The sequence below is a fragment of the Streptomyces olivaceoviridis genome (genome assembly GCF_014650115.1).
Lineage (GTDB): Bacteria > Actinomycetota > Actinomycetes > Streptomycetales > Streptomycetaceae > Streptomyces > Streptomyces olivaceoviridis.
The window spans coordinates 53,880-79,409 of the sequence record NZ_BMUI01000022.1 but is presented as its reverse complement, the minus strand read 5'-3'; the positions used below and the strand labels follow the sequence as shown (position 1 = coordinate 79,409).

Genomic DNA, 25,530 nt, shown 5'->3' with positions numbered 1-25,530 from the left:
CCGCGGGGTGGACTGCGGGTTCGGCTTCGCCTTGGCCGCGGGGTGCGTGAGGGGAGTCGCTACCGTCGCGAGCCGACCGCGGGCCCGCCGTGGTCACTCGCGCAGTTCCCCGCGCCCCCTCCGGGGCGCTGCGGTGCCGTTCAGCCCTTTACGCCTCGCAGCGCCATGGTCACGGCCGCTTCCGTCACCACCGTGGGATCCTCGGCCGCGCCCAGCTCGATACGCCGTACCGCCGCGTCCACGACCCCCTGCAACAACATCGCCGCCAACCGGGGCTGCCCGTGCCCCAGCTCCTCCAGCGCCTCGACGATCATCGCGACCAGCCCCCCGTGGGCCGCCCGGATCTTCTCCCGGGCCCCGGCATCCAGCTCACTCGCGGAGATGGCGACGACCGCCCGGTGCCGCCGGTCCCCCACCAGTGCGAGCTGCTGCCGCACATACGCCTCGACCTTGCCCTCGGCCGTCCCGGCCCGCTCCATCGCCGCCGCGACCTCCGCCGCCCACACCGGGAAGTCGACCTCGCACAGCTCCTCGACCACGGCGGCCCGGGACCGGAAGTACTCGTACACGGACGACCGCGCCAGCCCCGTCCGCTCGGCCAGCGCCGGGAAGGTCAGCGCCTCCGTCCCACCCTCGGAGAGCAGGGACCGAGCCGCGTCCAGCAGGGCGGCTCGCTGCATCGACCGGTGTTCGGCCACGGAGGCCGCTCGAATCCTTGGCACGTCGACCACTTTACGGACACGCCGTCCCGGAAGGCAGGAGTCAGCGCCCGAAGCTCGCCAGCTTGGCCCGCAGCTGGAGCACCGACTTGGTGTGGATCTGGCTGACCCGGCTCTCGGTGACCCCGAGCACGTTGCCGATCTCGGCGAGCGTGAGCCCCTCGTAGTAGTACAGGGTGACGACGGTCTTCTCCCGCTCGGGCAGCGTGTTGATCGCCCGCGCCAGGAACCGCCGCAGCTCGCGGTCCTCGGCCACCTCCACCGGATTGTCGGCGGCGGTGTCCTCCAGCGTGTCCATCAGGCTGAGCCGGTCCCCGCCCTCCCCGCCGACGTGCAGGAGTTCCTCCAGGGCGACGACGTTGGCCAGCGACAACTGGCTGAACACGGCGTGCAGTTCGTCGACCTCCATGCCCAGCTCGGCGGCGACCTCCCCCTCCGTCGGCGTCCGCCGCAGCCGCGCCTCCAGGGTGGCGTAGGCGCGCTCGACGTTCCGCGCCTTCTGCCGCACCGAGCGGGGGATCCAGTCCAGCGCCCGCAGTTCGTCGATCATCGCGCCGCGGATCCGGGTGATCGCGTACGTCTCGAACTTGATCTCCCGGTCGATGTCGAACTTCTCGATCGCGTCGATCAGCCCGAACACGCCCGAGGAGACGAAGTCGGCCTGCTCCACATTGGGCGGCAGCCCGACGCTGACCCGGCCGGCCACGTACTTGACCAGCGGCGAGTAGTGCAGGATCAGCTGCTCCCGCAGCCGGTCGTCCCCCGTCGCCTTGTACGACCGCCACAGCTCGTCGAGTGTCGAGGGAGCGGGCGGTCGCACGCTGCCACCGTCGCGGGCGGCTGGGGGGATCGCCGCCCGGTCGGACCCGGAGGTGTGCTGGGGCATTCGTCGCCTTGTGCCGTTCTGCCGTGAAGTGCCGTGAAGTGCCGTGAAGTGGGTTGAGGTGAGGTTCCTGGGGTGAAGTGGGGCTGCCTGGGTGAGGTGACGGTCTGATGTGGGGTTGGCGCGATCTGCGCCACCACCTTCGTGAGCGTAGCGTGACTGAGGAGTCGCGGTGCGCGAACAGGGCTGCGCCACCCGTGCGCGGGGCGCTCGCGCCGGTCGGGTGACCCCCTGCCGGGGCTTGCTCTGTGTGACCGGCCGGGGGCGCCAACTCCGGGAAACGCCAAGGGCGTCGGGGGTTCCCCCGGACGGCCGAACACGGCCCGTCAGCACGGACGGTGACCATTTCGGACCGAGATCATCGCCTGGCGTGTCAACTTCCAGCCGTCGCCGTGTCGTTCGACGTAACCAAGTGCTCGGAGTTCGTACAGTCTCGCGATCACGTCGTCCCGCGTGGTGCGCGCACCCAGCGCGATCTCCTCGGCGGGGGCCGCGCGGTTGCCGGGGAGGGCGGCGAGCACCGTGCGGGCGGCGGGTTGCAGCAGGTCACGCGGGAGGACGGGGCCCCGCCGGGCCGGCGCCAGCTCGCCCATGTCGCCCACTAGTTCGATGACCTCCGTGGCATCGGTGACCAGGGTGGCCTCTCCGCGCAACAGTTCGTGCACGCCGGCGGAGAGGGCGCTGGTGACCGGGCCGGGGACGCCCATGGTGAACCGGCCGAGGCGCTGCGCGGCCCGCGCGGTGGCCAGCGAGCCGCTGCGGCAGGCCGCCTCCACGACGACGGTGCCCCTGGTCAGCGCGGCGATGACGCGGTTGCGGAGGATGAACCGGCTGGGGGTCGGATGATCGCCCGGCGGCAGCTCACCCACCACCAGTCCTTGTTCCGCGATACGCGCGATCAGCGCGGCGTGGCCGCGGGGGTAGGACTGGTCGACGCCGCAGGCCAGGACGGCGACGGTGGCCCCGTGGGTGGCGAGGGCGCCGCGGTGGGCGGCGCCGTCGATGCCGTACGCCCCGCCCGAGACGACGACCCAGCCGCGCTCGGCGAGACCGGAGGCGAGGGTGGCTCCAGCGTGGGCGCCGTACTCGGTGCAGGCTCGGGCGCCGACCACGGCCACGGAGCGGAGCGCCCACATCCGCAGGTTCGGCCGCCCCCGCACCCACAGCCCGAGGGGCCGCGCGTCCCCGAGGTCGTCGAGCTGCCGGGGCCACTCGGCGTCCCCCGGACGGACGAACCGCGCCCCGGCGGCCCGGGCCGTCTCCAGATCCCGCTCCGGCTCGGCCCGCCGGGCCCGCGCGACGAGCCCCTCCCACCGGGTTCCGCTCACCCCCGGTAAGGCGTCCCCGCCGCACCGCAGCCGACGCACCACCTCCCCCACCCCGAACTCCCGCACCCACCGCCCAGCGACCTCGTCCCCCGCCTCGACGACCCGCCCGAGAAACACCCGCCCGAGCAGTTCGGCGCCGGGGTCCTCTTCCCCGGTCACGTCAGCGCTCCGATGGCCATCGGTACTCCGCGGGGGACACCGGTGCGCAGTTGCAGGGCCAGGGCGACGTCGGTGGCGTCCGGGCGGTCGTGTCCGACGAGGTCGGCGACCGTCCAGGCGACGCGCAGGACACGGTCGATCCCGCGGGCGGTGAGCACGCCCCGTTCCAGGCTGCGCTCGGCGTCGTCCATGGCTCCGGCGGCGGCGTGGTACCGGCTGCGCAGCTCGCGGCCGGGCACCTCGCTGTTGGTGCGCCACGGGGTGCCGGTCAGGCGGGCCGCCGCCCGCTCCCGGGCCTGCCGCACCCGGTCGGCCACGGTCGACGTGGACTCCCCGCGGGCGCCGGGCTCGGTGAGCTGGGCCCGGGTGACCGGGTCGACCTCGACGCGCAGATCCACCCGGTCCAGCAGCGGGCCGGACAGCCGGGACTGGTAGCGGCGGATCGCCGACGGCGGGCACTCGCACAGCGAGTCGCGGAGTGAGAAGCGTCCGCAGGGACAGGGGTTGGCCGCCAGAACCATCAGGAACCGCGCCGGGAACCGGACCACGCCCGCACTCCGCGCGATGACGACGTGCCCCGACTCCAGCGGCTGTCGCAGGGCGTCCAGCGTCTGGCTGTGGAACTCCGGCGCCTCGTCCAGGAACAGCACGCCGCGATGGGCCAGGGACACCGCGCCGGGCCGGGCGATGCCCGGCCCGCCGCCGACGAGTGACTGCATCGTCGCCGAGTGGTGCGGGGCGCAGTAGGGGGCGACGTCGATGAGCGGCTTGCCCGGGGGCAGCAGCCCGGCGACCGAGTGCACGGCCGTGACCTCCAGCGACGCTTCCCGGGTGAGCCGGGGAAGCACGGCGGGCAGGCGCTCCGCGAGCATGGTCTTGCCCGCGCCGGGCGGTCCCTCCAGGAACAGGTGGTGTCCGCCGGCCGCCGCCACCTCCACGGCGGTGCGGGCGGAGATCTGCCCGACGACATCGGCCAGGTCGTGTTCGTGGTCGTGGTGCGTGGCGCCGATGCTGTGCATGCCGGTGGCGGCGCCCGTGCCCGGGACGCGCAGTCCTGCCAGGAGGGGATCGGGCCGACCCTGCTCGTCCGGTGTCTCGTCGGGGACGGGTTCCTCGGTCAGGACCGCGATGAGCTGCCGCAGACTGCGGACACCCAGCACGGACACACCGGGTACCAGCGATGCCTCGGCGGCGGCGCACTCGGGCACGACCACCTGCTCGTACCCGGCGTCGGCCGCCGCGAGGACCGCCGGCAGGATGCCCCGGACCGGGCGCACCCGGCCGTCCAGTCCCAGTTCTCCGATCATGACGATGTCGGCGAGGACCCGGGGGTCGATCCGTTCGGCGGCACCGAGCACCGCGCAGGCGACGGCCAGGTCGAACCCCGAGCCGGCCTTGGGGACGGAGGCCGGGCTGAGTCCGACGGTGAGCTTCTTCGACGGCCACGCCGCGCCCGAGTTCACCACCGCCGCCCGCACCCGGTCGCGGCTTTCCGTCAGGCTCTTGTCCGGGAGGCCGACCAGGGTGAAGGCCGCGACCCCGGGTTCGAGGTCGGCCTGGACCTCGACGACCACGCCTTCGACGCCCACCAGGGCGACCGCGCACGTACGGGCGAACGCCATTCAGGCCACCCCTCGCGCGTGCTCGACGGACGGGGCGCCCCGGCGGGGCAGCAGGACGCCGACGAGGTCGATGCGGACGCCGCCCGGTGGGGCTCCTCCATGGGCCTGGATCCAGTGCTCGGCGAGTGCGCGGAGCCGGGCCGCCTTCGCGGGGGTCACCGCGGCCATCGGGTGTTCGTAGCCACCGCCCCTGCGGGTCTTCACCTCGCAGACGACCAGGGCGTCGCCGTCCCTGGCCACGATGTCGATCTCGCCGGACCTGCCGGAGCGCCAGTTGCGCTCCAGGATCGTCATTCCCTGTGCGGCCAGCCGCCGGGCGGCCAGGTCCTCGCCGTACTTGCCGAGTCCGTTGCGTGCCTTGTTCATGTCGGCACCACCTCCGGCGCCAACGGTCACGCATCCGGCCGAGCGGTGTTGATCTTGGTGGACTGCTCAGCGGTTGTGGAAAACTCCGTCACCCGTCCGCGCCGCCCACCCAGTTACCACCCGGTCACCCACCCGGTCACCCGGTCACCCGGTCACCCGGTCACCCCGTCACCCCGTCACCCGCCCGGCAACTCCAGATCGCTCTTGTTCAGCTCCTCGATGTTCACGTCCTTGAACGTCAACACCCGGACCTGCTTCACGAAACGAGCCGGCCGGTACATGTCCCAGACCCAGGCATCGGCCATGGTGACCTCGAAGAAGACTTCACCTTGCACCGAGTGCACCTGCATCTCGTAGTCGTTGGTGAGGTAGAACCGCCGCTCGGTCTCGATCACGTATTTGAACAGACCGACGACATCTCGGTACTCCCGGTAGAGCTTCAGCTCCATCTCGGTCTCGTACTTTTCGAGGTCCTCGGCGCTCATGGCATGTTCCCCTTCAGCCGTGCGATCCCCCCATTGTGCGCCAGTCCCGGGAACCCTCAGACGATTTCCGTGTCAAGGGTCACGGGCCGGGCGGGGGGACCTTCGACGAGCAGCGTGCGCAGCAGCTCGGCGAGTCTGGTCGGATACACCGTCTCATGTGCCCGGGTCAGTTCCTGACACGTCCACCAGCGCGCTCCGGCGACGCTGCGCCGCTCCAGCTCCGTCAGGCCCGTCGCCGCGGTGGCCGTCTGGGTCGTACGGGCCAGGTAGTACCACTCGTCCTGGTCCCAGCGGCGGCCCGCGAACGGGAACGAGCACCGCCGCCGCCAGAGCACGGGGCCGAGTTCGACGTCGGTGATACCGGTCTCCTCGGCGAGTTCCCGCAGCGCGGCCTCCTCGCGCGTCTCGGCGCCCTCCAGGCCGCCGCCGGGCGTGAACCACCAGTCGTCGGCCGGGTCGTCCGGTTCGTGGCCGTGCAGGAGCAGGATGCGGTCCTCGGGGTCGAGGAGGACAACCCGGGCCACCTTGCGCGGACCGGCCCCGTCCTCGCCCTCGTACGACTCCCCCGCCGGCCGCGTGGTCTCAGCGGACACCGGCCGTCTCCGGACGGGCCGTGCGGGCGCGGGAGCGGCTCACGCGGCCCGCGATCGGGCCGTAGGCGCCACCGCCGAGGACCAGGACCGCGCCGGCCACGATCAGCAGCTCGATCGTGCGCAGCGGGCCGGGCTCGGAGAGGGCACCGAGCGTCTCGAAGCCCGTGGGGCGCTTGAGCATGCCCTTCCAGGGCCAGACCACGGCCTCCACGCGGGCGGACACAGCGCCACGGGACACGGTGCCCTGTGCGGTGTCGGTGAGGTGGGCGGTGGAGTCCAGGGACCCCTGGCGTTCGTCGCCGAGGAGGAACAGCCGGCCCTCCGGGACGGTCACCTCGGCGAAGTTCTTGATCTCGGCGAGGCTGCCCTCGGGCAGGTACGGCTCGTCGATCTGCTTGCCGTTGACGGTCAGCTTGCCGTTCGTGCAGCAGGAGACGGTGTCCCCGCCCACGGCGACCACACGCTTGACCACCTTGGCGTTGCTGACCCAGGTCTTGTCCTCGAAGACGACCACGTCACCGCGCCGCACCTCGTCACCGTCGACGCGCTGGGCCAGCACCCGGTCACCGGCGTCGATGGTGGGGGTCATCGAGCTGGTGGGCACGGTGTACGGCCGGTAGACCAGTGCGCCCCAGGCGAAGCCGCCGAGGAACAGCACCAGACCCAGCGCCACGGCCAGTCCGGACAGCCGCTGCCCGAGCCGACTGCCGCCGCCGGCCGGTGCCGTGCCGGTGCCGCCGCCCCGCGGGGCCGTACGCGTCATGCTCTCGCCACCCATGGACCCGCACCCTACCCGGCGGTACCGAACAGGGGCAGCCCCTCTCGCCAGGCCGGGGCGGCTGATTACCGCTTCGTGGACTCCGCCTGCCGGAGCGCCGCGTTCTCGGACTCCTGGCGGTCGGTGCGCCTGCGCCGCCAGACCACCACCGGCAGGACCGCCGCGACGGCGATGCCCTCGGGGGCCACCGTCAGGGACGCGGCGGCGGAGGACTGCTCGTCCAGGCCGGGCTGGTCGAAGGTGTCCGGGATCGGCAGGGTGCCCCAGCGGTTGATCGGCCAGGCCTTGACGATCGCGCGGCCGACGACCTTGTCGACGGGGACCATGCCGTGGTTCCGGTCGGACTGGTTGTACCGGGAGTCACGGGAGTTCTGGCGGTGGTCGCCCATCACCCAGATGAAGCCCTTGGGGACCTTGACCGTGAACTGGCCGCCCTGGTCGTCCACGCTGCACGGCGTGTTGCCCGGGTAGACGTACGGCTCGTTCAGCGCCTTGCCGTTGACCTTCAGCGGGCCGCTGCCCTTGCACTCGACCGTGTCGCCGCCGACCCCGATCACGCGCTTGATCAGGTCCTTCTCCTCCGCCGACGGCATCAGGCCGATCCAGCTGAGGACCTTCTGCACCGGGTTCGGCGTCGGCGTCGGCTCGCCGGCCAGCCAGTTGTCCGGGTCGTGGAAGACGACGACCTCACCGCGCTCGGGCTTGGACCCGAACCACGGCGTGAGCTTGTCGACCAGCACCCGGTCGCCCTGCTGGAGGGTGTTCTGCATCGAGTCGGACGGGATCGAGAACGCCTGTACCAGGAACGTCTTGATCAGCAACGCCAGGACCAGCGCGATGCCGATCAGGATCGGCAGTTCCTTCCAGAAGGACCGCGGCTGCCTCGGCCGCACGGCCGCCGCGCCCCCGCCCGGGCCGTCGACGCGCGGCTCCGGCTCGCCCTCCGGCGTGCCCTCGTCGCCCGCCGCCGCGTCATTCCCGGAGCTCATGGCGCTGCCCGGTACGGGAACGTCCGGTTCCACAGGGTGCCTGCGGTGCTCCTCGCCGTCGTGTCCCGACCGTGCGCCAACCGCCACATCCCCCACGCCAACTCCTCACTCTGTGCCGCCGCCCGCGCCGCACCCGGCGCAGGCCCACCACTCCCATAACGAGCGGGAGTTCCGCAGGGGTCGGGAGCTGGGTCATTCCGTTCGGATTCTCGGAGGCAACCCTATGCGACGCCTGGGGACCAGCGGTCGTCCCCGGCGCCGCGTCGGTGACGCTTGCGAAGGTTTTAGGTTCTTCCAGGCGCGTCCAGTGACCGACCGGCCAGCCGATGACCATGGCCCGACCGACCACCGAGTCCAGCGAGACCGTGCCGCCGTAGGCCGTGTTCTGGTGGAAGCGTGAGTCCGCGGAGTTGCCCCGGTGGTCGCCCATCACCCACAGCCGGCCCTGGGGGACGGTGATGTCGAAGGGCGTGGCGGAGGGCACGTCCCCGGGGTAGAGGTAGTCGCCCTCGGTGAGCGGGACGCCGTTGACGGTGACGCGGCCCTGGGCGTCGCAGCACTTGACGTGGTCGCCGCCGACCCCGATGACCCGTTTGATCAGGTCCTTCTCGTTGTCGGACGGCAGCAGGCCGATGAAGGTGAGGCCTTCTTTGAACTGCTTGACGACGACGGGGTCGTGCTTCTTGGCGGTCTGCTCGTCCTGGAGCCAGCCGCCCGGGTCGTGGAACACGACGACGTCCCCGCGCTGCGGTTCGGAGCCGAACCACGGGGTGAACTTGTCGACCAGGACCCGGTCGCCGATCCGGATCGTCTCCTCCATGGACCCGGACGGGATCACGAACGCCTGCACGAGGAACGTCTTCAGGACGAGCGCGATGAGGACGGCGACACCGACCAGGAGGGGGATCTCCCGGACGGCCGACCGTCTGCGCTTGCGCTTGACCTTGCGTTGCAGTTGCCGCCGCTCCGCGCGCGTGCGTCCACCGCCGGGCGCGGAGGTGCGGCGTACCCCGGTGGGCAGCAGGTTGTCGGCGGGCGTGCTGGGCACCCCGCGCGGTTTGCCGCGGTTACCCATGGGCGCCTCCGGTCGGGGCGGCGGGCACGCGCGCGTAGGCGGACGGCCGGGTCAGGTGCGTCCAGTGGCGGTACGGCCACACGATCCAGTCGGCCCGGCCGATGACGTCCCCGACGGGGATCATGCCGCCGCCGGGCGAGCCGAGGTGGTCGCGGGAGTCGCTGGAGTCGCTGCGGTGGTCGCCGAGGACGAAGAGGCGGCCCGGAGGCACGACGACGTCGAAGGGCACGCTGGAGGCGCTGTCCCCGGGATAGAGGAACGCCGTCTCGTCGACCGGTCGGCCGTTCACCTCGATCCTCCCCTTCTTGTCGCAGCAGACCACATGGTCTCCCCCCACACCGGCCACGCGCTTGATGTAGTCGGCGTCCCCGAAATACCCGGTGCCGTCGAACACAATCACGTCGCCGCGGCGCGGCTGGGCACCGAAACGGTACGCCAACTTGTTTACGAGAACGCGGTCGCCGATCCTCAATCCCTGTTCCATGGATCCGCTCGGAATCTGGAACGGTTGCACCACGAAAGCGTTGAGGACCAGCAGGAACGCCAGGCAGAGGAAGAGCGTGAGGGTGATCCTGCCACCGGGAAGCCACTCGGCGGCGCGCGACACCAACGCGAAACGCGACCGACCCTCCGCCCCCGGAGTACCGGGGTGGGAGGAGCGGTCGCGTTCCGTCGGCTGTGCTTCGGTGTCCATCGGGGCCAGATGCTATCCGGCTCCGCTGTGACTAGCGCGAAAGCGCTCAGCTCTCGCGCTTCTCCTTGATCTTCGCGGCCTTGCCGCGCAGGTCACGGAGGTAGTACAGCTTGGCGCGGCGCACGTCACCCTTGGTGACCAGCTCGATCTTCTCGACGATCGGGGTGTGCACCGGGAAGGTGCGCTCGACGCCGACGGAGAACGAGACCTTGCGGACCGTGAAGGTCTCGCGGACACCGGAGCCCTGGCGGCGGATCACAACGCCCTTGAACTGCTGCACACGGGAGCGGTTGCCCTCGATGACGCGCACGTGGACGTTGACGGTGTCACCCGGGCGGAAGGCCGGGATGTCGCTGCGCAGCGACGCGGCGTCGACGGAGTCGAGCAGGTGAGACATTTCGTCTGCTTTCTTCGCTGATGCCACAGGTCATCAACGGGAGCTAGGTGTACAGGAGTCTGCCGTGCGGGTCGGGGCGGGCGTCGTGTCCCCCCGTGGCAGGGGCGCACGCCGGACGGGCGCACAACAGCGGTCTATTGTTCCACGCCCTCGGCCCGGCGCCAAAATCGGCCGTACGGCTCCCCGTCCGGGTCCGGTTCCCAGCCCAGGATGGAGAGCATCTCGCGGTCCTTCTTGTCGAAGGCCTTGGGGTCGCAGCGCTCGATCAGGTCGGGGCGGTTCAGGGTCGTGCGCCGCAGGGCCTCGTCACGCCGCCAGCGGGCGATCTTCCCGTGGTGGCCGCTGAGCAGCACCTCGGGGATGTCCCGGCCGCGCCAGACGGGCGGCTTGGTGTAGACGGGGCCTTCCAGGAGGTTGGCCATCGCGCCGGGGGCGAAGGAGTCGTCGCGGTGGGACTCCGCGTTGCCGAGGACGCCGGGCAACAGCCGGGCGACGGCCTCGGTGACTACCAGGACGGCCGCCTCACCGCCGGCGAGGACGTAGTCGCCGATGGAGACCTCGTAGACCGGCATCCGGGTCGCGTACTCGTCCACGACGCGCCGGTCGATGCCCTCGTAGCGCGCCGGGGTGAAGATCAGCCAGGGGCGCTCGGACAGCTCGACGGCCAGTTCCTGGGTGAAGGGGCGACCGCTGGGCGTGGGCACGATCAGCGCGGGCGCCCGCGCGCCCGTCTCGTAACCGTCGACGAGGACCGTGTCGAGGGCGTCTCCCCACGCATCGGTCTTCATGACCATGCCGGGGCCGCCGCCGTAGGGCGTGTCGTCCACCGTGTTGTGCCGGTCGTACGTCCACGCGCGCAGGTCGTGCACCCGGACGTCGAGCTGCCCACGCGCGCGTGCCTTGCCCACCAGGGAGACGTTCAGCGGCTCCAGGTACTCCGGGAAGATCGTGACGACGTCGAGCCTCATGCGCCGTCGTCCCCGGACTCGTCCCTGGCGGAGGCGATCTCGGCGCGGTCGTCGATCAGGCCGGGCGGGGGCGCGATGACCGCCTTCTGCTCCGCCAGGTCGATCTCGGTGACGATCTCCTCCACGAAGGGGATCAGCACCTCGCTGCCGTCGGCGCGTTCGACGATGAACAGGTCCTGCGTGGGCAGGTGCGAGATCTCGGTGATCCGGCCGACCTCCGTGCCGTCCTCGGTGACGACGTCGAGGTCGATGAGCTGGTGGTCGTAGTACTCGTCCTCGTCCTCGGGCCGTTCCTCGGGGTCCACCTCGGCGATCAGCAGGGTGTTGCGCAGCGCCTCGGCGGCGTTGCGGTCGGTGACACCCGCGAAGCGCAGGAGGAGGCGGCCACTGTGGACGCGCCCGGTCTCGATGGTCAGCGGTCCCGTCGAGGCGGGATCCGTGGCGAGTACGGCGCCGGGCGCGAGCCTGAGTTCCGGCTCGTCGGTACGTACCTCGACGGTGACCTCGCCCTTGATGCCGTGGGCACGGCCGATCCGTGCGACTACGAGCTGCACCTGTCCAAATCTCCTGTCGTACGACTGCGGGCCGGGGACGGCCCTGTGGCCCTCCCCGGCCCGAGCCGGTTGCGATGAAGCGTCAGCGGACGTGGTCCACGTCGACCAGGTCGACGCGGACACCGCGACCGCCGATGGCGCCCACGACGGTGCGCAGGGCGCGCGCGGTGCGGCCGTTGCGGCCGATCACCTTGCCGAGGTCGTCCGGGTGGACCCGGACCTCCAGCACGCGCCCGCGGCGCAGGTTGCGCGAGGCGACCTGCACATCGTCAGGGTTGTCGACGATGCCCTTCACGAGGTGCTCAAGCGCCTCTTCGAGCATGCTGCTCAGGCCTCGGTGGACTCGGACTCGGCAGCGGCCTCGTCCTTCTTCTCAGCCTTCTTCTTCTGGGTGATCGCCTCACCCTTGCCCTCGTCGTCACCGCCGAGAGCCTCGAACGACGGACGGGTGGCCTTCGGCTCCGCGACGAGCAGCGGCGCGGGAGCCGGCTCGCCCTTGAACTTCTGCCAGTCGCCGGTCTTCTTCAGGATGGCGAGCACGGGCTCGGTCGGCTGGGCGCCGACGCCGAGCCAGTACGCCACACGCTCGGCGTCCACCTCGATGACCGACGGGTTGTAGGTCGGGTGGTACTTGCCGATCTCCTCGATGGCCCGGCCGTCACGGCGGGTACGGGAGTCGGCGACGACGATGCGGTAGTGAGGCGAACGGATCTTGCCCAGACGCTTCAGCTTGATCTTGACTGCCACGGGAGTGGGTTCTCCTGGATTTGACGTGGTTGGGCACGGCGAGTCGCCGCGTGGGGTTGCGGTACCCGAGTGCCCGATGGACGCGTCAGCCGGAGGAGAGAGGGGTCCTATGCGGCTGTCGAGTACAGCTAGCCATTCTGCCACACCCCGCGGGCCGCTCTCGGCCGAGGGTGCGCGAGCTGCGCCCGGACATGCCGACGAGGCACCCGGCGTGGAGGTGAGGTCACGTCGGGTGCGCCGCCCGGTGCTGTGAGGTCGCGGTCGCCACCGGCCACGGCTGCCACGAGCAGCCGTGACCGCTACGCCGCTCCCACGACCTCCGGGATCCTGAACGGCTTGCCGCAGCCGCCGCAGACGATCGGGGCCTGGGCGAGGACCGAGGGCACCACCCGGACGTTGCGGCCGCAGTCGCACACCGCCTTGACACGGACGCCGCCACCGGAGGAGCCGTGCCGGGCGGCCGGGCCGCGGAAGGTGCGGGAGGTGTCGGCCGAGGTGGCCACCGTGTGGGCCTTCAGGGCGCGCTGGAGCCGCTCGATGGTCGGGCGGTAGCGCCGCTTCGCCTCGGAGTTGAGCGTGACCAGTGAGAAACCGCTGCTCGGGTGCGGCTCCTCGGGGTGGTCCAGGCCCAGTTCCTCGGCGATCGCGAGGAAACGGCGGTTGTGGTAGCGGCCCGCCCGGGAGGTGTCGCGGACGCCGCGGGCGGCGGCGATGCCGTGGACTGCCTCATGGAGCAGCCTCTCGAAGGAGAGTTCGTGACCGCACGCGGACGACGACTCCCCGATCAGGGATTCAGGTGCGGCAAGGTCAGGCAGCTCGGGGTGGTACCGCTGAATGTCGGCCCACGCCTGCGCCAGCTCTGCGGCGAGAACAGGTGGTGTCTGTGTCGTGCTCACGTAATGACAACGAGCGGGAGGGCCGCTGTGTTCCTATTCCGGGGCATCCCAAATAATTTTGCACGTACCCGTCAGTTGCCACTGATGCGTCCTGACGAGGGCGGGTGCGCTGATCTGCGGAGAAGCGTCACAGCTCCTACCAAGCTGGTGCGTAGTCCGCGCTACGCATTGCCGGTGAGCCCTGAGGCGACGAGGGCCGACTGCTGCGCAAGAGGCGTTTCGGCCGCTCTCGGCGCACGCCCTCGCCCCGGTCAGCGTCCGCGGCCTGCGTGACGTTACCGCGTACCGCCGCGACCTCCGTCACCGGCCCGCCGCCCTGGGGCCGACACGGTAGGGCCATCCGGATTGCCGGGATGTGAAATCTCGCCACACCGGCGCCCTCACCCCAAACCAGGCCCCACGACCCCTGGACGCCACCGCGAGCCGGGAGTTACCTGGCATACGTGGGAAGGGCGCGCGCACGGCACGGGGGCACGCAACCGGGCGCGGCGGCGAACTGTCGGCGGATTGGGGCGCTTACCTATGACACCTACGCTCGTGCGGCAGCACACGTCCCACGCGGAGTCCGCGCCCCGCGTGGACCTGAGCGCACGCGCGCGTGACTGGTCCGAGATCCAGGAGCGGATGCTCGTACCGCTCTACGAAGCCGTGTACGACCGACTCGAAGTGGGCCCCGCCACCCGGCTGCTGGGGCTGAACTGCGGTTCCGGGCTCGCCCTGCTGATGGCGGCCTCCAGGGGCGCCGCGGTCACCGGTGTCGACTCCGCCTCCCCCGAACGGCTCGCCCTCGCGCGCGAGCGCCTGCTGCCGGAGGCCCCGCCCGGCCGGGGCGGCGACGGCGGACACGGCACGCGCGCGCGTACGGCCGCGGAACTCCTCGACGGCCCGCCCGCGGCCACGGGCCGCCCGGAGACGGGCGCGTACACCCTGGTGACCGCCTTCGAGCCGGTCGGCGGCCTCGCCGGCGACACCGAGGGGCTGGACGACCTGCTCGCCGGCGCGCTGCCGCTGGCCGGGCGGGGGGCCGCCGTGGTGCTGGCCGGCTGGGGACCACCGGAGCGCTGCGCCACCTCCTCGGTGCTGCGGGTGGCCGCCAAACTGGCCGATCCGCTGCGCGGCGCGCGCGGCCGGCCGCCCGCCCGGCGCGACGACCTGGAGAGGGTCGCCGGGCGGTCCGGGCTGAAGCCGGACGGCTCGGGCCGGGTCGCCTGCCCGTTCGGGTACGCCGACCTCGACAGCGCCGTACGGGGGCTGCTGTCCACCGGCCTGTTCGACCCGGCGATCGCGGCGACCGACGCCAAACAGGTCGACAAGGAGTTGACGGAGGCCCTGCACCCGCACCGCCGTCCGGACGGCACCGTGTGGATGCCGAACGTCTTCCGCTACCTCATCGCTCGCGTGCCCTAGGACCGGTCCGTCGTCAGTCCTCGCTCGGCTTGGTCAGGCGGGTGATCCCGGCGATCCGGTAGGCGTCGGCCTCCTCCAGCGTCTCGTTCTCCAGCAGCGCCCGCGCGAGCGCGTCCAGCCGGCCCCGGTGGTCGCGGAGCTTGCGGCACGCCTCCTCGTAGCACTCGTCCACGATCCGCCGCATCTCGGAGTCGATGACGTCCAGGGTCTGCGGGGCGGCCGACAGTCCGTACGCCTGCTGGGCGTCGCTCGGCAGGGCGGACAGCCGCCCGACGCGCTCGCTCATGCCCCAGCGGCCCACCATCCCGCGCGCGATGTTGGTGACCTGTTCGAGGTCGTTCTCGGCACCCGTCGTGACGACCCCGTAGACGACCTCTTCCGCCGCCATGCCGCCCAGGGCGCCGATGATGCGCCCGCGCAGGTACTCCTCGGAGTGCGCGTACCGCTCCACCTCTGGCGTGGACATGGTCACCCCGAGCGCCCGGCCGCGCGGCACGATGGTGATCTTGCGGACGGGGTCGGCACCGGGTTGCAGCATGCCGAGCAGGGCGTGGCCGCTCTCGTGGTACGCGGTACGGCGGCGGTCCTCCTCCGGCATGACCAGGGTGCGTTCGGCGCCGAGCTGCACCTTCTCCAGCGCCTCGGACAGGTCGGCGCCGGTCACCTGCTCCTGTTTGCGCTTGACCGCGAGCAGAGCGGCCTCGTTGGCGAGATTGGCCAGATCCGCGCCGGTCATGCCGGGGGTGACGCGGGCGAGCTGCGTCAGGTCCACGTCGGGCGCGAGCGGGATCTGCCGGGTGTGGATCCGCAGGATCGACTCGCGGCCCCCGCGGTCCGGCGGGGACACGGTGACCACCCGGTCGAAGCGGCCGGGACGGGTCAGCGCCGGGTCCAGGATGTCCGCGCGGTTGGTCGCGGCGATGACGATCACGCCCTCGGCGCCCGAGAAGCCGTCCATCTCGGTGAGGATCTGGTTCAGCGTCTGCTCGCGCTCGTCATGGCCGCTCATCGACGAACTGCCGCCGCGCGCGCGTCCGATGGTGTCGATCTCGTCGATGAAGATGATCGACGGCGCCACCTTGCGGGCCTCGGCGAACAGCTCGCGGACGCGGGAGGCGCCGACGCCCACGATCATCTCGATGAACTCGGACGCCGAGGCCGAGAAGAACGGCACGCCGGCCTCCCCCGCGACCGCCCGTGCGAGCAGGGTCTTGCCGGTGCCGGGCGGTCCGGAGAGCAGGACCCCGCGCGGCAGCTTCGCGCCCATCCTGCGGTAGACGTCGGGGTGCTCCAGGAAGTCGACGACGTCGTCGAGTTCGCCCTTGACCTCGTCGATGCCGGCCACGTCGGCGAAGGTCGTGCGCTCGGTGTCCGGCCGCGGCCCGACCGGTCTGGGCGGCGACCTGCGGCCGAACAGGCCACCCCCGCCGGGCAGCATCCCGCCGAACCGCCGCTGGACGAGGAGCCACACCACGACCAGGACCGCGATGGGGATGAGGGACATCAGCAGGTTGGCCGTCAGGCTGCGTTCCTGTACGACCGGCCGCGCGGTGACCGTGACCCCGTGGCTGCTCAGGTTCTGCCACAGCCGGTCGTCCGCGAAGGCCGGCCGCTGCGTCTTGAACTTGGTGTACTTCCCGCCGCCCTCGGGATCGGAGCGGGGGTTCTTGAGCCGGCCCTGGATCGCGTCGCCCTTGGAGTAGATCGTGGCGACATTGCCCTCGCCGACCTGTCTGCTGAACTCCGTGTACGAGATCGTCGGCTCGTTGCCCTGGCCGAAGTAGTGCAGCCCGACGTAGGCCAGCACGAAGACGACCACCGCGGTGGCGAGCAGGCCCCACCATTTGCCGCCCCGGAGCCGGCCGGACCGCCGCGGGGGCTCCTCCGGTGTGCCCTCGGCGCGCCACGGCTGATCAGGCGCCTTGCGGGGCGGCGCCGCATCACTCATACCTGGACGTTACGACACCCCAGGGACCTCGGCACGCGCAAGGGGCGCCCCCCCTGCGGCAGGGAGGCGCCCCCGGCGTTTCGTGCGAGCGGGACTCAGCCCGTGCGCTTCGTGAACTCAGCCCATGAACTTCTTGAACTCGTCCGGCAGCTCGAAGTCCTGGCCGCCCTGGTGCGGCAGCCCGAACACGTCCCCGGCCTGCGCGGCGGCCTCGCGGCGCTGCGCCGCCTCCAGCTCCTGCTGCTTGCGCTTCATCGGGTTGCCGGAGCGCTGCTTGCCCTTGGCCTTCTTCTGCTGCTTCTTCTGCCGGCCGGGACCGCCGCCCATGCCCGGGATCCCCGGCATGCCCGGCATACCGCCCTGGGCCATGCGGGACATCATCTTGCGGGCCTCGAAGAACCGCTCGACCAGGCTCTTCACCGCACTGACCTCGACACCGGAGCCACGCGCGATACGGGCGCGGCGGGAGCCGTTGATGATCGTCGGGTCCTGGCGCTCGGCCGGGGTCATCGACTTGATGATCGCGGCGGTGCGGTCGACGTCCCGCTCGTCCAGGTTGGCGATCTGGTCCTTGATCTGGCCCATGCCCGGGAGCATGCCGAGCAGCTTGCTGATGCTGCCCATCTTCCTGACCTGCTCCATCTGGGACAGGAAGTCGTCCAGGGTGAAGTCCTGGCCCTTCTTCGACGCCAGTTTCGAGGCCATCTTCTGGGCCTCTTCCTGGCTGAACGTCTTCTCCGCCTGCTCGATCAGGGTGAGCAGGTCACCCATGTCGAGGATGCGGGAGGCCATCCGGTCCGGGTGGAACGCGTCGAAGTCGTCCAGCTTCTCGCCGTTCGACGCGAACATGATCGGCTTGCCGGTGATCTGCCGGATGGACAGGGCCGCACCACCGCGGGCGTCACCGTCGAGCTTGGAGAGGACCACGCCGTCGAAGCCGACGCCGTCGCGGAAGGCCTCGGCGGTGTTGACGGCGTCCTGACCGATCATGGCGTCGACGACGAACAGGATCTCGTCGGGGCCGACCGCGTCCCGGATGTCCGCGGCCTGCTGCATCATCTCGGCGTCGATACCGAGGCGGCCGGCGGTGTCCACGATCACGATGTCGTGGACCTTGGACTTCGCGAAGTCGATGGAGTCCTTGGCGACCTTCACCGGGTCGCCGACGCCGTTGCCCGGCTCCGGCGCGTACACCGCGACACCGGCGCGCTCGGCGACGACGCTGAGCTGGTTGACGGCGTTGGGGCGCTGGAGGTCGGCGGCGACCAGCAGCGGGGAGTGGCCCTGTTCCTTGAGCCACTTGCCGAGCTTGCCCGCGAGGGTGGTCTTACCGGCACCCTGGAGACCGGCCAGCATGATCACGGTGGGCGGCTGCTTGGCGAAACGCAGACGCCGGGTCTCGCCGCCGAGGATGGTGACCAGTTCCTCGTTGACGATCTTGAGGACCTGCTGGGCGGGGTTGAGCGCCCGGGAGACCTCGACCCCGAGCGCGCGCTCCTTGACGTTCTTGATGAACGCCCGCACGACGGGCAGCGCCACGTCGGCTTCGAGGAGCGCGATGCGGATCTCGCGCGCCGTGGCGTCGATGTCCGCCTCGGAGAGCCGTCCCTTGCCGCGCAGGTTCTTGAAAGTCGCTGACAGGCGATCGGAGAGAGTGTCGAACACGGCGCTCGCGGTCCTCGGGGTCGGTGACGGTCTTGAAGGTCGCCCTCCAGGGTATCCCGGCGCCGCAAGCACCGGGGCAGCTCATCCGCGCAGCGCCTCCTCCAGCACCCCCGCCAGCGACGCCGCGTCCCCGGCGGGCAGGGGCGCGCCCGCCCCCGTCGTGACGTAGAACGCGTCCACCGCGTTGGAGCCCAGCGTGCTCACGTGCATGCTCCGCACCCGTACGCCCGCCTTCTCCAGGGCCATGCCGATGCGGTACAGCAGGCCCGGGGCGTCCTGGGCGCGGACCTCGATCACCGTGGCGTGGTGGGAGGCGGCCGGGGCGACGGCCACCCGGGGCGGCGGGGCGGTCCAGCCGCGGCGGCGCGGGTAGGCCGCGTCGCGTTCGGCGAGGCGGCCGGCGATGTCGAGGGTGCCGTCCAGGGCGCGGACCAGGTCGGTGCGCAGCCGGGCCGCCTGGGGCAGGGAGCCGTACTCGGCGGCGACCCGCCAGTTGAGGAGGAGGACGGTTCCGTCGTCGTCCACGCCGTCCGGCAGGCGCAGCGCGCGCAGTTCCGCCGTGCGCACGGTGAGGCGGTGCACGGCGAGGACACCGGCGACCGCGGGGAGGACACCGGGCTGGTCGGGTACGGCGATGACCAGCTCCACGCCCAGGGGTTCCGGGTCGCCGGCCGGCTCCTCGTCGGGGACCGGTTCGGTCTGGGCGCGCAGGGCGAGGACCGGGCCGCCGGTGCGGTAGGCCTCGATGGCGAGGCGTTCCTGCTCGGCGGTGGGCGCGGCCGGCTCGGGCTCGTCGGGGGCGTCCCCGGCGAGGACGGCGCGGACCCGTCGGACGAGGTCGGCGACGAGGGAACCGCGCCAGGAGGACCAGGCGGCCGGGCCGGTCGCGAGGGCGTCCGCCTCGGTGAGGGCGTGCAGCAGCTCCAGGGTGCTCTGGCTGCCGACGGCCTCGGCGACCGAGCGGACGGTGGCGGGGTCGTCCAGGTCGCGCCGGGTGGCGGTCTCGATGAGCAGCAGGTGGTGGCGCACCAGCAGGGACAGCACGGCCACGTCCGAGCGGTCGAAGCCGATCCGAGCGGCGACGTCCTTGGCGATGATCTCGCCGGCCACCGAGTGGTCGCCGGGCCAGCCCTTGCCGATGTCGTGCAGCAGGGCGGCGACCAGCAGCAGGTCGGGGCGGCTGACGCGGCGGGTGAACTCGGAGGCGCGGACCGCCGTCTCGATCAGGTGGCGGTCCACCGTCCACACGTGCACGGCGTTGCGCTGCGGCCGGCAGCGCACCCGCTCCCAGTCGGGCAGCAGGCGGGTGATCAGGCCCTCGGCCTCCAGGGCCTCCCAGACCTCGATCGTGGGGCGGCCGGAGCCGAGCAGGGTGACCAGCTGCTCGCGGGCCTCGGCGGGCCAGGGCGTGGGCAGGGGGCGCGCGGTGGCGGCCATGCGCCGTACGGCGTGCAGGGAGAGCGGCAGGCCGGCCTGGGCGGCGGCGCCCGCGGCGCGCAGCGGGAGCACGGGGTCGCGCTCGGGACGTGCGGCGCGGGCGAGCACCACCTCGCCGTCCTGTTCCACCACGCCTTCGGCCAGGGGCGACCGTTCGGTGACCGGCTTGGTCCCGCCCAGCATGGCGCGCAGACGCGGCCGGACGGCGCGCGCACGCAGCACGCGCCCCACTTCCCGCCAGGTCACGTCACTGGCGTACGCGATCACCCGCGCCGCTTCGTAGACCTGCCGCAGCAGGGTGTCGGCGTCGAGCAGCCCCAGCTCGGCGGCCACCTGGTCCTGTTCCTGGAGGGCGAGCCGGTCGGTGGCGCGGCCGGTGGCCAGGTGCAGGGCGTCCCGGACGTCGAGGAGACGGCGGCGGGCGTCGGCCAGGCCCTCGCGGGGGGCGTCGGCCAGCCAGGAGGCGGCGACGGCGCGCAGGGCGGTGGCGTCGCGGAGGCCGCCGCGGGCCTCCTTGAGGTCGGGTTCCAGCAGGTACTGGAGCTCGCCGTGGCGCGCGGCGCGTTCGGCGCACAGTTCCTGGAGTTCGGGGAGGCGCTTGGGGGCCTGGTTGCGCCAGTCGGCGAGGGCGGCGGTGCGCAGGCCGGCGGTGAGGGCGGGATCGCCGGCCAGGTGGCGGGCGTCCAGCAGGCCGAGGTGGACCTTGAGGTCCTCGCCGGCCGTCTTGCGGGCCTCGGCGGGGGTGCGGACGGAGTGGTCGAGGGCGAGCCCGAGGTCCCAGACCGGGTACCAGATCCGGTCGGCGAGGGCGGCGACCGCGCCGGGGTCGGAGTCGTCGTGGAGCAGGACGAGGTCGAGGTCGCTGCGCGGGGACAGTTCCCCGCGGCCGTAGCCGCCGACGGCGACGAGCGAGACGCCGTGCGCCGCTCCCGCCGCCGCGTCGAACAGTCCGGCGAGCCAGTCGTCGGTCAGTCCGGACAGGGCGGCACGGCGCGGCGGCCCGGACCGCGCCCCCTCCGTGAGGAGGCGCAGCCGGGCCGCCGCGTAGCCGCCGGGTCCCGAGTCTTCCGTCTCTTCGCGCACATCCGTACCGGTCACCCAGCGACTCCTGTCCGTTTCCCCCGAGGTTCCCCTGACCCGCATTGTGCTGTGTCAGAGCGCGTCCGGCCCGCGCTCGCCCGTGCGCACCCGTACGGCGGTCTCCACGGGCAGGGACCAGACCTTGCCGTCCCCGATCTTGCCGGTGCGGGCCGCCTTGACGATGACCTCGACGAGCTGCTCGGCGTCGCCGTCCTCGGCCAGCACCTCGATGCGGATCTTGGGCACGAGGTCGACGGTGTACTCGGCGCCGCGGTAGACCTCGGTGTGGCCGCGCTGCCGGCCGTAGCCGCTGGCCTCGGTGACGGTGAGCCCGTGGACGCCGAAGGCCTGGAGGGCTTCCTTGATCTCGTCGAGCCGGTGGGGCTTCACGACGGCGGTGATGAGCTTCATGCGTCCACCTTCCTGTTCTGTGCGGCGGCCAGGGCCGTGGCGGCGAGGGAGCCGGTGACGCCGCCGCCGGCGCCGCTGAAGTCGTATGCGGTCTCGGCGTGCTCGGCCTGGTCGATGCCGGAGATCTCCTCGTCCTCGGTGACCCGCATGCCCAGGGTCTTGTCGAGGAGGAAGGCGAGGACGGCGGAGACGATCAGGGAGTAGGCGAGGACCGCGAAGACACCGGCGCACTGCTTCCACAGCTGGGTGAAGGTGTGGTCGCCGTAGAAGACGCCGGTGGCGGTGGACTGGCCCTTGCCGGTGGCGAAGAAGCCGATGAGCAGGGAGCCGATGATGCCGCCGACCATGTGGACGCCGACGACGTCGAGGGAGTCGTCGTAGCCGAACTTGAACTTCAGCCCGACGGCCGCGGCGCAGGCGACACCGGCGATGGCGCCGACGGCGATCGCGCCGAGCGGGGAGACGGCACCGCCGGACGGAGTGATGGCGACCAGACCGGCGACCGCGCCGGAGGCGGCGCCGAGCGTGGTGCACGCGCCGTGCCGGATCTTCTCGTAGGCGAGCCAGGCCAGCATGGCGGCGGCCGTCGCGACCTGCGTGTTGACGAACATCAGCGCGCCGACGCCGTCGTCGTTGCCGAGCCAGGAGCCGGCGTTGAAGCCGAACCAGCCGAACCACAGCAGACCGGCGCCGAGCATGACCAGCGGGAGGCTGTGCGGGCGCATGGGGTCGCGCTTGAAGCCGACGCGCTTGCCGATGACGAGGATGACACCGAGCGCGGCGGCACCGGCGTTGATGTGGACCGCCGTACCGCCCGCGAAGTCGATCACGCCGAGCTTGTAGGCCCAGCCGTCGGCGCCCCAGACCCAGTGGGCGACCGGGACGTAGACGATCGTGACCCACAGGGCGACGAAGAGCGCCCAGGCGGAGAACTTGACCCGGTCGGCGAGGGCGCCGCTGATCAGGGCCGGGGTGATGATCGCGAACATCAGCTGGAAGACCATGAACACGAAGACCGGGATGGTGTAGCCGTCCCAGAGCTGCGTCAGGCCGATGTTGCTGAGGCCGATCCAGTCGGCGTTCCAGCCGAGCAGGCTGTTGCCCGTGCCGAAGGCGAGGGAGAAGCCGTAGAGGACCCACAGGATGGTGACGATCCCGAGGCTGATGAAGCTCATCATCAGCATGTTCAGGGTGCTCTTGACGCGGACCATGCCTCCGTAGAAGAAGGCCAGTCCCGGGGTCATCAGCATCACCAGGGCGGAACAGATGAGCATGAAGCCTGTGTTCGCGGACGACAGTTTGGGTGCGTCCGCCGCAAGCATGATGGCTGGTGCCATCGGCGTCTCCTCGTCGGTTGGTACGGCCCCGTGCGGGCGGTGCCTGAGCGGTCCGGTCGGTGAGGGGTGGGCCGGTTATGCGCCACGAGACTGGCGCAGCGCGGTTTCGGTGGAAGCCCCTCGTTGTTTCGCAGGGGTGACGAAGGCGCCCTGTGTGTTACGCGTCGGTGAAGCGCGGGATACCGGGCCGCGCGATCGTTATCGTGGCGCAACCTTCTCGGCGGGACCCGCGCGGAGACACGAGCCGGCCGCGGCGGGCCTTCCGATGACCTGGCATGGGGGAGCCGAGTCGGGCAGTTCGGGAGGACCGGCCGCGGCCGGGGTCCGGGGTGCTGTGGCGGTCAGACGGCTTCGGCGGCCTCCGGCAGGTCGACGGCGAGCTGGTCACTGAGGTCGACCACGGCGGCGAGGTCGCCGTGGTCGCGGGCGGCCGTGTCGACCGTCTTTCGGATACGAGTGTTCACACGCTCGGAGCGGACCTTCTTGGCGATCTCCATGGCGCGCGTGGCATAGGCCGTGCTCTCCTCGGGCTCGCGCTGGAGCAGGTGCACGGTGGCCATGCCGATGAGGTTGAGCGCGTACGACCGCTGGTGCTCGGAGTCGTCGGCGAACAGCTCCACGGCGCGCCGCATGAGCGGCTCGGCGAGGGAGGCGTAGGTGGGGCTGCGCCCGGCCACGTAGGCGAGGTCGCGGAAGGAGTGGGAGTTCTCGCCGTACAGCTCGGCCTCGGAGAAGAAACGGATCCAGTCGGGATCGGGCTCGTCCCACTCGTCGACCTCGGCGAAGGTGTCCTCGGCCATGCGGACGGCGCGCTTGGTCCTGCCGGGCTGGCCCATGTTGGCGTAGGCGCGGGCCTCCATCGCATACAGCATGGACTGGGTGCGCGGGCTCGCGCAGTCGCGGCTGCCGTACTGGGCGAGGTGGATCAGCTCCAGGGCGTCCTCGGGCCGGCCGAGATGGATCATCTGGCGGCTCATGCTGGAGAGGATGTACGAGCCGAGCGGCTTGTCCCCGGCTTCCTTGGCCGCGTGCAGGGCGAGCACGAAGTACTTCTGGGCGGTGGGCTGGAGGCCGACGTCGTACGACATCCAGCCGGCCAGCTCGGCCAGCTCGGCGGCGACCTGGAACAGCTTGCGGGTGACGGCCTCGGGCTGGGGCTCCTGGAGCAGGTCGGTGACCTCGTGCAGCTGGCCGACGACCGCCTTGCGGCGCAGGCCGCCGCCGCACTGGGCGTCCCACTGGCGGAACATGCGCGTGGTGGACTCCAGCAGCTCCAGCTCCGGCCGGGACAGCGGGCCCGGCCTGCGCGCGTCGTGGGCGGGCTGGGGCTCGGCCGGGGCCGGGGCGGCCGGGGTGGGCACGAGCCAGCGCTGCATGGGCTCGATGAGGGAGGGGCCGGCGGACAGCGCGAGCGAGGTCCCGAGGAAGCCGCGCCGGGCGAGCATCAGGTCGCTGCGGGAGAACTCGCCGAGCAGGGCGACGGTCTGCGGTCCCGTCCAGGGCAGGTCGACTCCGGAGGCGGCGGGCGACTGGCGGGCGGCGCGCAGGCCGAGGTCCTCGATGGAGACGACACAGCCGAAGCGCTCGGAGAACAGCTCCGAGAGGATGCGCGGGATCGGTTCGCGCGGGTTCTCGCCGTCCAGCCAGCGGCGTACCCGCGAGGTGTCGGTGGAGATGTGGTTGGCACCCAACTGGCGTGCCCTGCGGTTCACTTGGCGGGCCAGCTCGCCCTTGGACCAGCCGCTGCGCACGAACCACGAACCGAGCAGCTCATTGGGGCGCTTGTCAGCGTGTGTCCCGCTTCCGCCACTGCCGCCCACTGGAACGCCCCCATCCCTGAGACCACTTGCCGCCCGATGCGCCAAGCCCTATCAGAATGCCGGTAAATAGGGCCTCCCGTCCGCCGGTTCTCACCCTTCGAACGGTTTGACGACTTGCCTCCGGCATACCCGCGAGTGCATGTGCCCCGGGGACTCGCACACTCACAGTAATCCTACGATCACCCGTCCAACCACAGGGATCCCTGAAACGCCACCATTCGCCACCCCTTCGAATGAACTCACGGTGGCCCGCGCGCGATTCACTTGACACAGGACGGCCGGAAGTCGGCGGAGTGATGCACTCAGGGGCGCGCGGCCCTCCGATACGCCACCCTCCGCACCTCAAGGCGCTGCCTTAGCGCCGCGTCGCCGGGGGGAGGCGGAGCCGTAGCGTTACGTTCCGTTTCCGTCTCGTTCCGTGGCGTGACCACCGGCGCGCTGGACCCGTTGGAGGGGGCATGGGCTTCACGATCGGCGGCATCCGCGAGATCCGTTCGGGCACGCGCCGGCGCGGCCGGTCGGCGGAGTGCACCGCCGTCGCCGAGTTCACCGGACTGTGGGGCTGGGACGTGGTGCCGGGGGCGCGGGCCGCCGGGGGCGCCTGCTCGTGCGGGCGGTCCGACTGCCCGGCGCCGGGCGCGCATCCACTGGACTTCGCCCCGCCCGTGCCGGCCGGGGCCACGCTGGACGAGGTGGGCAAGGCCTGGTCGGAGTTACCGGGCGCCTCGGTGATGCTGCCGGTGGGCCGGGCCTTCGACGTCATCGAGGTCTCGGAGCCGGCTGGCCGCCGCGCCCTGGTCCGCCTGGAGCGGATGGGCCTCCCGCTCGGCCCGGTGACCGCGACCCCCGACGGCCGCGCCCACTTCTTCGTCGCGCCCGGCGCCGCCGCCGACCTCCCCCGGCTGCTCTACCGCATGGGCTGGGACGACCCGGGCGCGCTGGACCTGCGCGGCCTCGGCCCCGGCACGCACATCACCGCGCCGCCCTCCGACCGGGGCGGCCTGGGCCCGGTGCGCTGGCTGCGCCCGCCCGCGCTGGACTCGGCGACGCGCCCCCCGGCGGCCCGGCTGCTGCTCGGCACGCTGGCGTACGTGGCCCACCGGTCGCGGGCCAGGGCGTAGGACGGCCCGGCCAAGACGAAGCTCCCGTCCCCGACTGCACCTCGGGGCGGG

Annotated in this window: 25 protein-coding genes; 2 read left to right on the top strand and 23 right to left on the bottom strand. The window is 71.9% G+C overall.

The window, feature by feature from the left end; translation table 11 throughout:
• Window positions 1–140: 140 nt before the first annotated feature.
• The 17 genes from IE273_RS32335 to IE273_RS32255 all read right to left on the bottom strand — a co-directional run bounded on the left by IE273_RS32335 (window position 141) and on the right by IE273_RS32255 (window position 13,253).
• Window positions 141–698 carry a TetR/AcrR family transcriptional regulator gene (locus IE273_RS32335; RefSeq protein WP_189818750.1) on the bottom strand — a complete coding sequence of 186 codons (558 nt, stop codon included), beginning with the start codon at window positions 696–698 and terminating at the stop codon, window positions 141–143.
• Between the two features lie 64 nt (window positions 699–762).
• Complete coding sequence (gene whiG, locus IE273_RS32330; RefSeq protein ID WP_030649029.1) at window positions 763–1,605, bottom strand: RNA polymerase sigma factor WhiG; 843 nt, start codon at window positions 1,603–1,605, stop codon at window positions 763–765.
• Window positions 1,606–1,928: 323 nt separating this feature from the next.
• Window positions 1,929–3,089, bottom strand: a complete 1,161-nt coding sequence (gene dprA / locus IE273_RS32325; protein WP_189818705.1) for a DNA-processing protein DprA — start codon at window positions 3,087–3,089, stop codon at window positions 1,929–1,931.
• Window positions 3,086–4,711 (bottom strand): YifB family Mg chelatase-like AAA ATPase, encoded by a 1,626-nt coding sequence (locus IE273_RS32320; RefSeq protein WP_189818704.1) that lies wholly within the window; start codon window positions 4,709–4,711, stop codon window positions 3,086–3,088. Before IE273_RS32320 ends, dprA begins: the two co-directional genes overlap by 4 nt.
• A complete protein-coding gene (locus tag IE273_RS32315) occupies window positions 4,712–5,077 on the bottom strand; it encodes a YraN family protein (protein ID WP_165951766.1) in 366 nt (121 codons plus the stop codon).
• Between the two features lie 176 nt (window positions 5,078–5,253).
• On the bottom strand, window positions 5,254–5,562 hold the full coding sequence (locus IE273_RS32310; RefSeq protein ID WP_014675276.1) for a DUF2469 domain-containing protein: 309 nt from the start codon (window positions 5,560–5,562) through the stop codon (window positions 5,254–5,256).
• Between the two features lie 56 nt (window positions 5,563–5,618).
• Entirely contained in the window at window positions 5,619–6,155 is a 537-nt protein-coding gene (locus IE273_RS32305; RefSeq protein WP_014675275.1) for an NUDIX hydrolase, read from the bottom strand.
• Entirely contained in the window at window positions 6,145–6,933 is a 789-nt protein-coding gene (lepB, locus tag IE273_RS32300) for a signal peptidase I (RefSeq protein WP_189818703.1), read from the bottom strand. Before lepB (IE273_RS32300) ends, IE273_RS32305 begins: the two co-directional genes overlap by 11 nt.
• 65 nt (window positions 6,934–6,998) lie before the next feature.
• Entirely contained in the window at window positions 6,999–8,018 is a 1,020-nt protein-coding gene (lepB, locus tag IE273_RS32295) for a signal peptidase I (protein ID WP_189818702.1), read from the bottom strand.
• Window positions 7,906–8,997: a signal peptidase I gene (gene lepB / locus IE273_RS32290; RefSeq protein WP_189818701.1), complete on the bottom strand. Its 1,092-nt coding sequence runs from the start codon at window positions 8,995–8,997 to the stop codon at window positions 7,906–7,908. The genes lepB (IE273_RS32295) and lepB (IE273_RS32290) overlap by 113 nt, the downstream gene beginning before the upstream one ends.
• Entirely contained in the window at window positions 8,990–9,691 is a 702-nt protein-coding gene (gene lepB / locus IE273_RS32285) for a signal peptidase I (RefSeq protein WP_189818700.1), read from the bottom strand. Before lepB (IE273_RS32285) ends, lepB (IE273_RS32290) begins: the two co-directional genes overlap by 8 nt.
• A gap of 46 nt (window positions 9,692–9,737) precedes the next feature.
• Window positions 9,738–10,088 (bottom strand): 50S ribosomal protein L19, encoded by a 351-nt coding sequence (gene rplS, locus IE273_RS32280; RefSeq protein WP_189818699.1) that lies wholly within the window; start codon window positions 10,086–10,088, stop codon window positions 9,738–9,740.
• Between the two features lie 134 nt (window positions 10,089–10,222).
• On the bottom strand, window positions 10,223–11,056 hold the full coding sequence (gene trmD, locus IE273_RS32275) for a tRNA (guanosine(37)-N1)-methyltransferase TrmD (RefSeq protein ID WP_189818698.1): 834 nt from the start codon (window positions 11,054–11,056) through the stop codon (window positions 10,223–10,225).
• Window positions 11,053–11,610, bottom strand: a complete 558-nt coding sequence (gene rimM, locus IE273_RS32270; protein WP_189818697.1) for a ribosome maturation factor RimM — start codon at window positions 11,608–11,610, stop codon at window positions 11,053–11,055. The genes trmD and rimM overlap by 4 nt, the downstream gene beginning before the upstream one ends.
• Window positions 11,611–11,692: 82 nt before the next feature.
• Window positions 11,693–11,932, bottom strand: coding sequence for an RNA-binding protein (locus IE273_RS32265; RefSeq protein WP_003973401.1), 240 nt, complete (start codon window positions 11,930–11,932; stop codon window positions 11,693–11,695).
• Between the two features lie 5 nt (window positions 11,933–11,937).
• The gene (gene rpsP / locus IE273_RS32260; RefSeq protein ID WP_061925778.1) at window positions 11,938–12,357 is read right to left on the bottom strand and encodes a 30S ribosomal protein S16; all 420 of its coding nucleotides are present in this window, start codon (window positions 12,355–12,357) and stop codon (window positions 11,938–11,940) included.
• Window positions 12,358–12,656: 299 nt separating this feature from the next.
• Complete coding sequence (locus IE273_RS32255) at window positions 12,657–13,253, bottom strand: hypothetical protein (RefSeq protein ID WP_189818696.1); 597 nt, start codon at window positions 13,251–13,253, stop codon at window positions 12,657–12,659.
• A gap of 522 nt (window positions 13,254–13,775) precedes the next feature.
• Between IE273_RS32255 and IE273_RS32250 the strand changes: the two genes are divergently transcribed.
• Window positions 13,776–14,660 (top strand): class I SAM-dependent methyltransferase, encoded by an 885-nt coding sequence (locus tag IE273_RS32250; RefSeq protein ID WP_189818695.1) that lies wholly within the window; start codon window positions 13,776–13,778, stop codon window positions 14,658–14,660.
• Window positions 14,661–14,673: 13 nt separating this feature from the next.
• Here the strand turns inward: IE273_RS32250 and ftsH are convergent, their stop codons facing one another.
• From ftsH to nsdA, 6 genes are all read right to left on the bottom strand, one after another.
• Window positions 14,674–16,608, bottom strand: coding sequence for an ATP-dependent zinc metalloprotease FtsH (gene ftsH, locus IE273_RS32245; protein ID WP_189818694.1), 1,935 nt, complete (start codon window positions 16,606–16,608; stop codon window positions 14,674–14,676).
• A gap of 117 nt (window positions 16,609–16,725) precedes the next feature.
• The gene (ffh, locus tag IE273_RS32240) at window positions 16,726–18,273 is read right to left on the bottom strand and encodes a signal recognition particle protein (protein ID WP_189818693.1); all 1,548 of its coding nucleotides are present in this window, start codon (window positions 18,271–18,273) and stop codon (window positions 16,726–16,728) included.
• 81 nt (window positions 18,274–18,354) lie between these two features.
• A complete protein-coding gene (locus IE273_RS32235; RefSeq protein WP_189818692.1) occupies window positions 18,355–20,808 on the bottom strand; it encodes a [protein-PII] uridylyltransferase in 2,454 nt (817 codons plus the stop codon).
• Window positions 20,809–20,862: 54 nt separating this feature from the next.
• The gene (locus tag IE273_RS32230) at window positions 20,863–21,201 is read right to left on the bottom strand and encodes a P-II family nitrogen regulator (RefSeq protein ID WP_189818691.1); all 339 of its coding nucleotides are present in this window, start codon (window positions 21,199–21,201) and stop codon (window positions 20,863–20,865) included.
• Complete coding sequence (locus IE273_RS32225; protein ID WP_189818690.1) at window positions 21,198–22,538, bottom strand: ammonium transporter; 1,341 nt, start codon at window positions 22,536–22,538, stop codon at window positions 21,198–21,200. Before IE273_RS32225 ends, IE273_RS32230 begins: the two co-directional genes overlap by 4 nt.
• Window positions 22,539–22,879: 341 nt before the next feature.
• Complete coding sequence (nsdA, locus tag IE273_RS32220) at window positions 22,880–24,358, bottom strand: transcriptional repressor NsdA (RefSeq protein WP_189818689.1); 1,479 nt, start codon at window positions 24,356–24,358, stop codon at window positions 22,880–22,882.
• Window positions 24,359–24,816: 458 nt separating this feature from the next.
• On the opposite strand from nsdA, the gene IE273_RS32215 reads away from it, so the two are divergent.
• Complete coding sequence (locus IE273_RS32215) at window positions 24,817–25,479, top strand: bifunctional DNA primase/polymerase (protein WP_189818688.1); 663 nt, start codon at window positions 24,817–24,819, stop codon at window positions 25,477–25,479.
• Window positions 25,480–25,530: the final 51 nt, after the last annotated feature.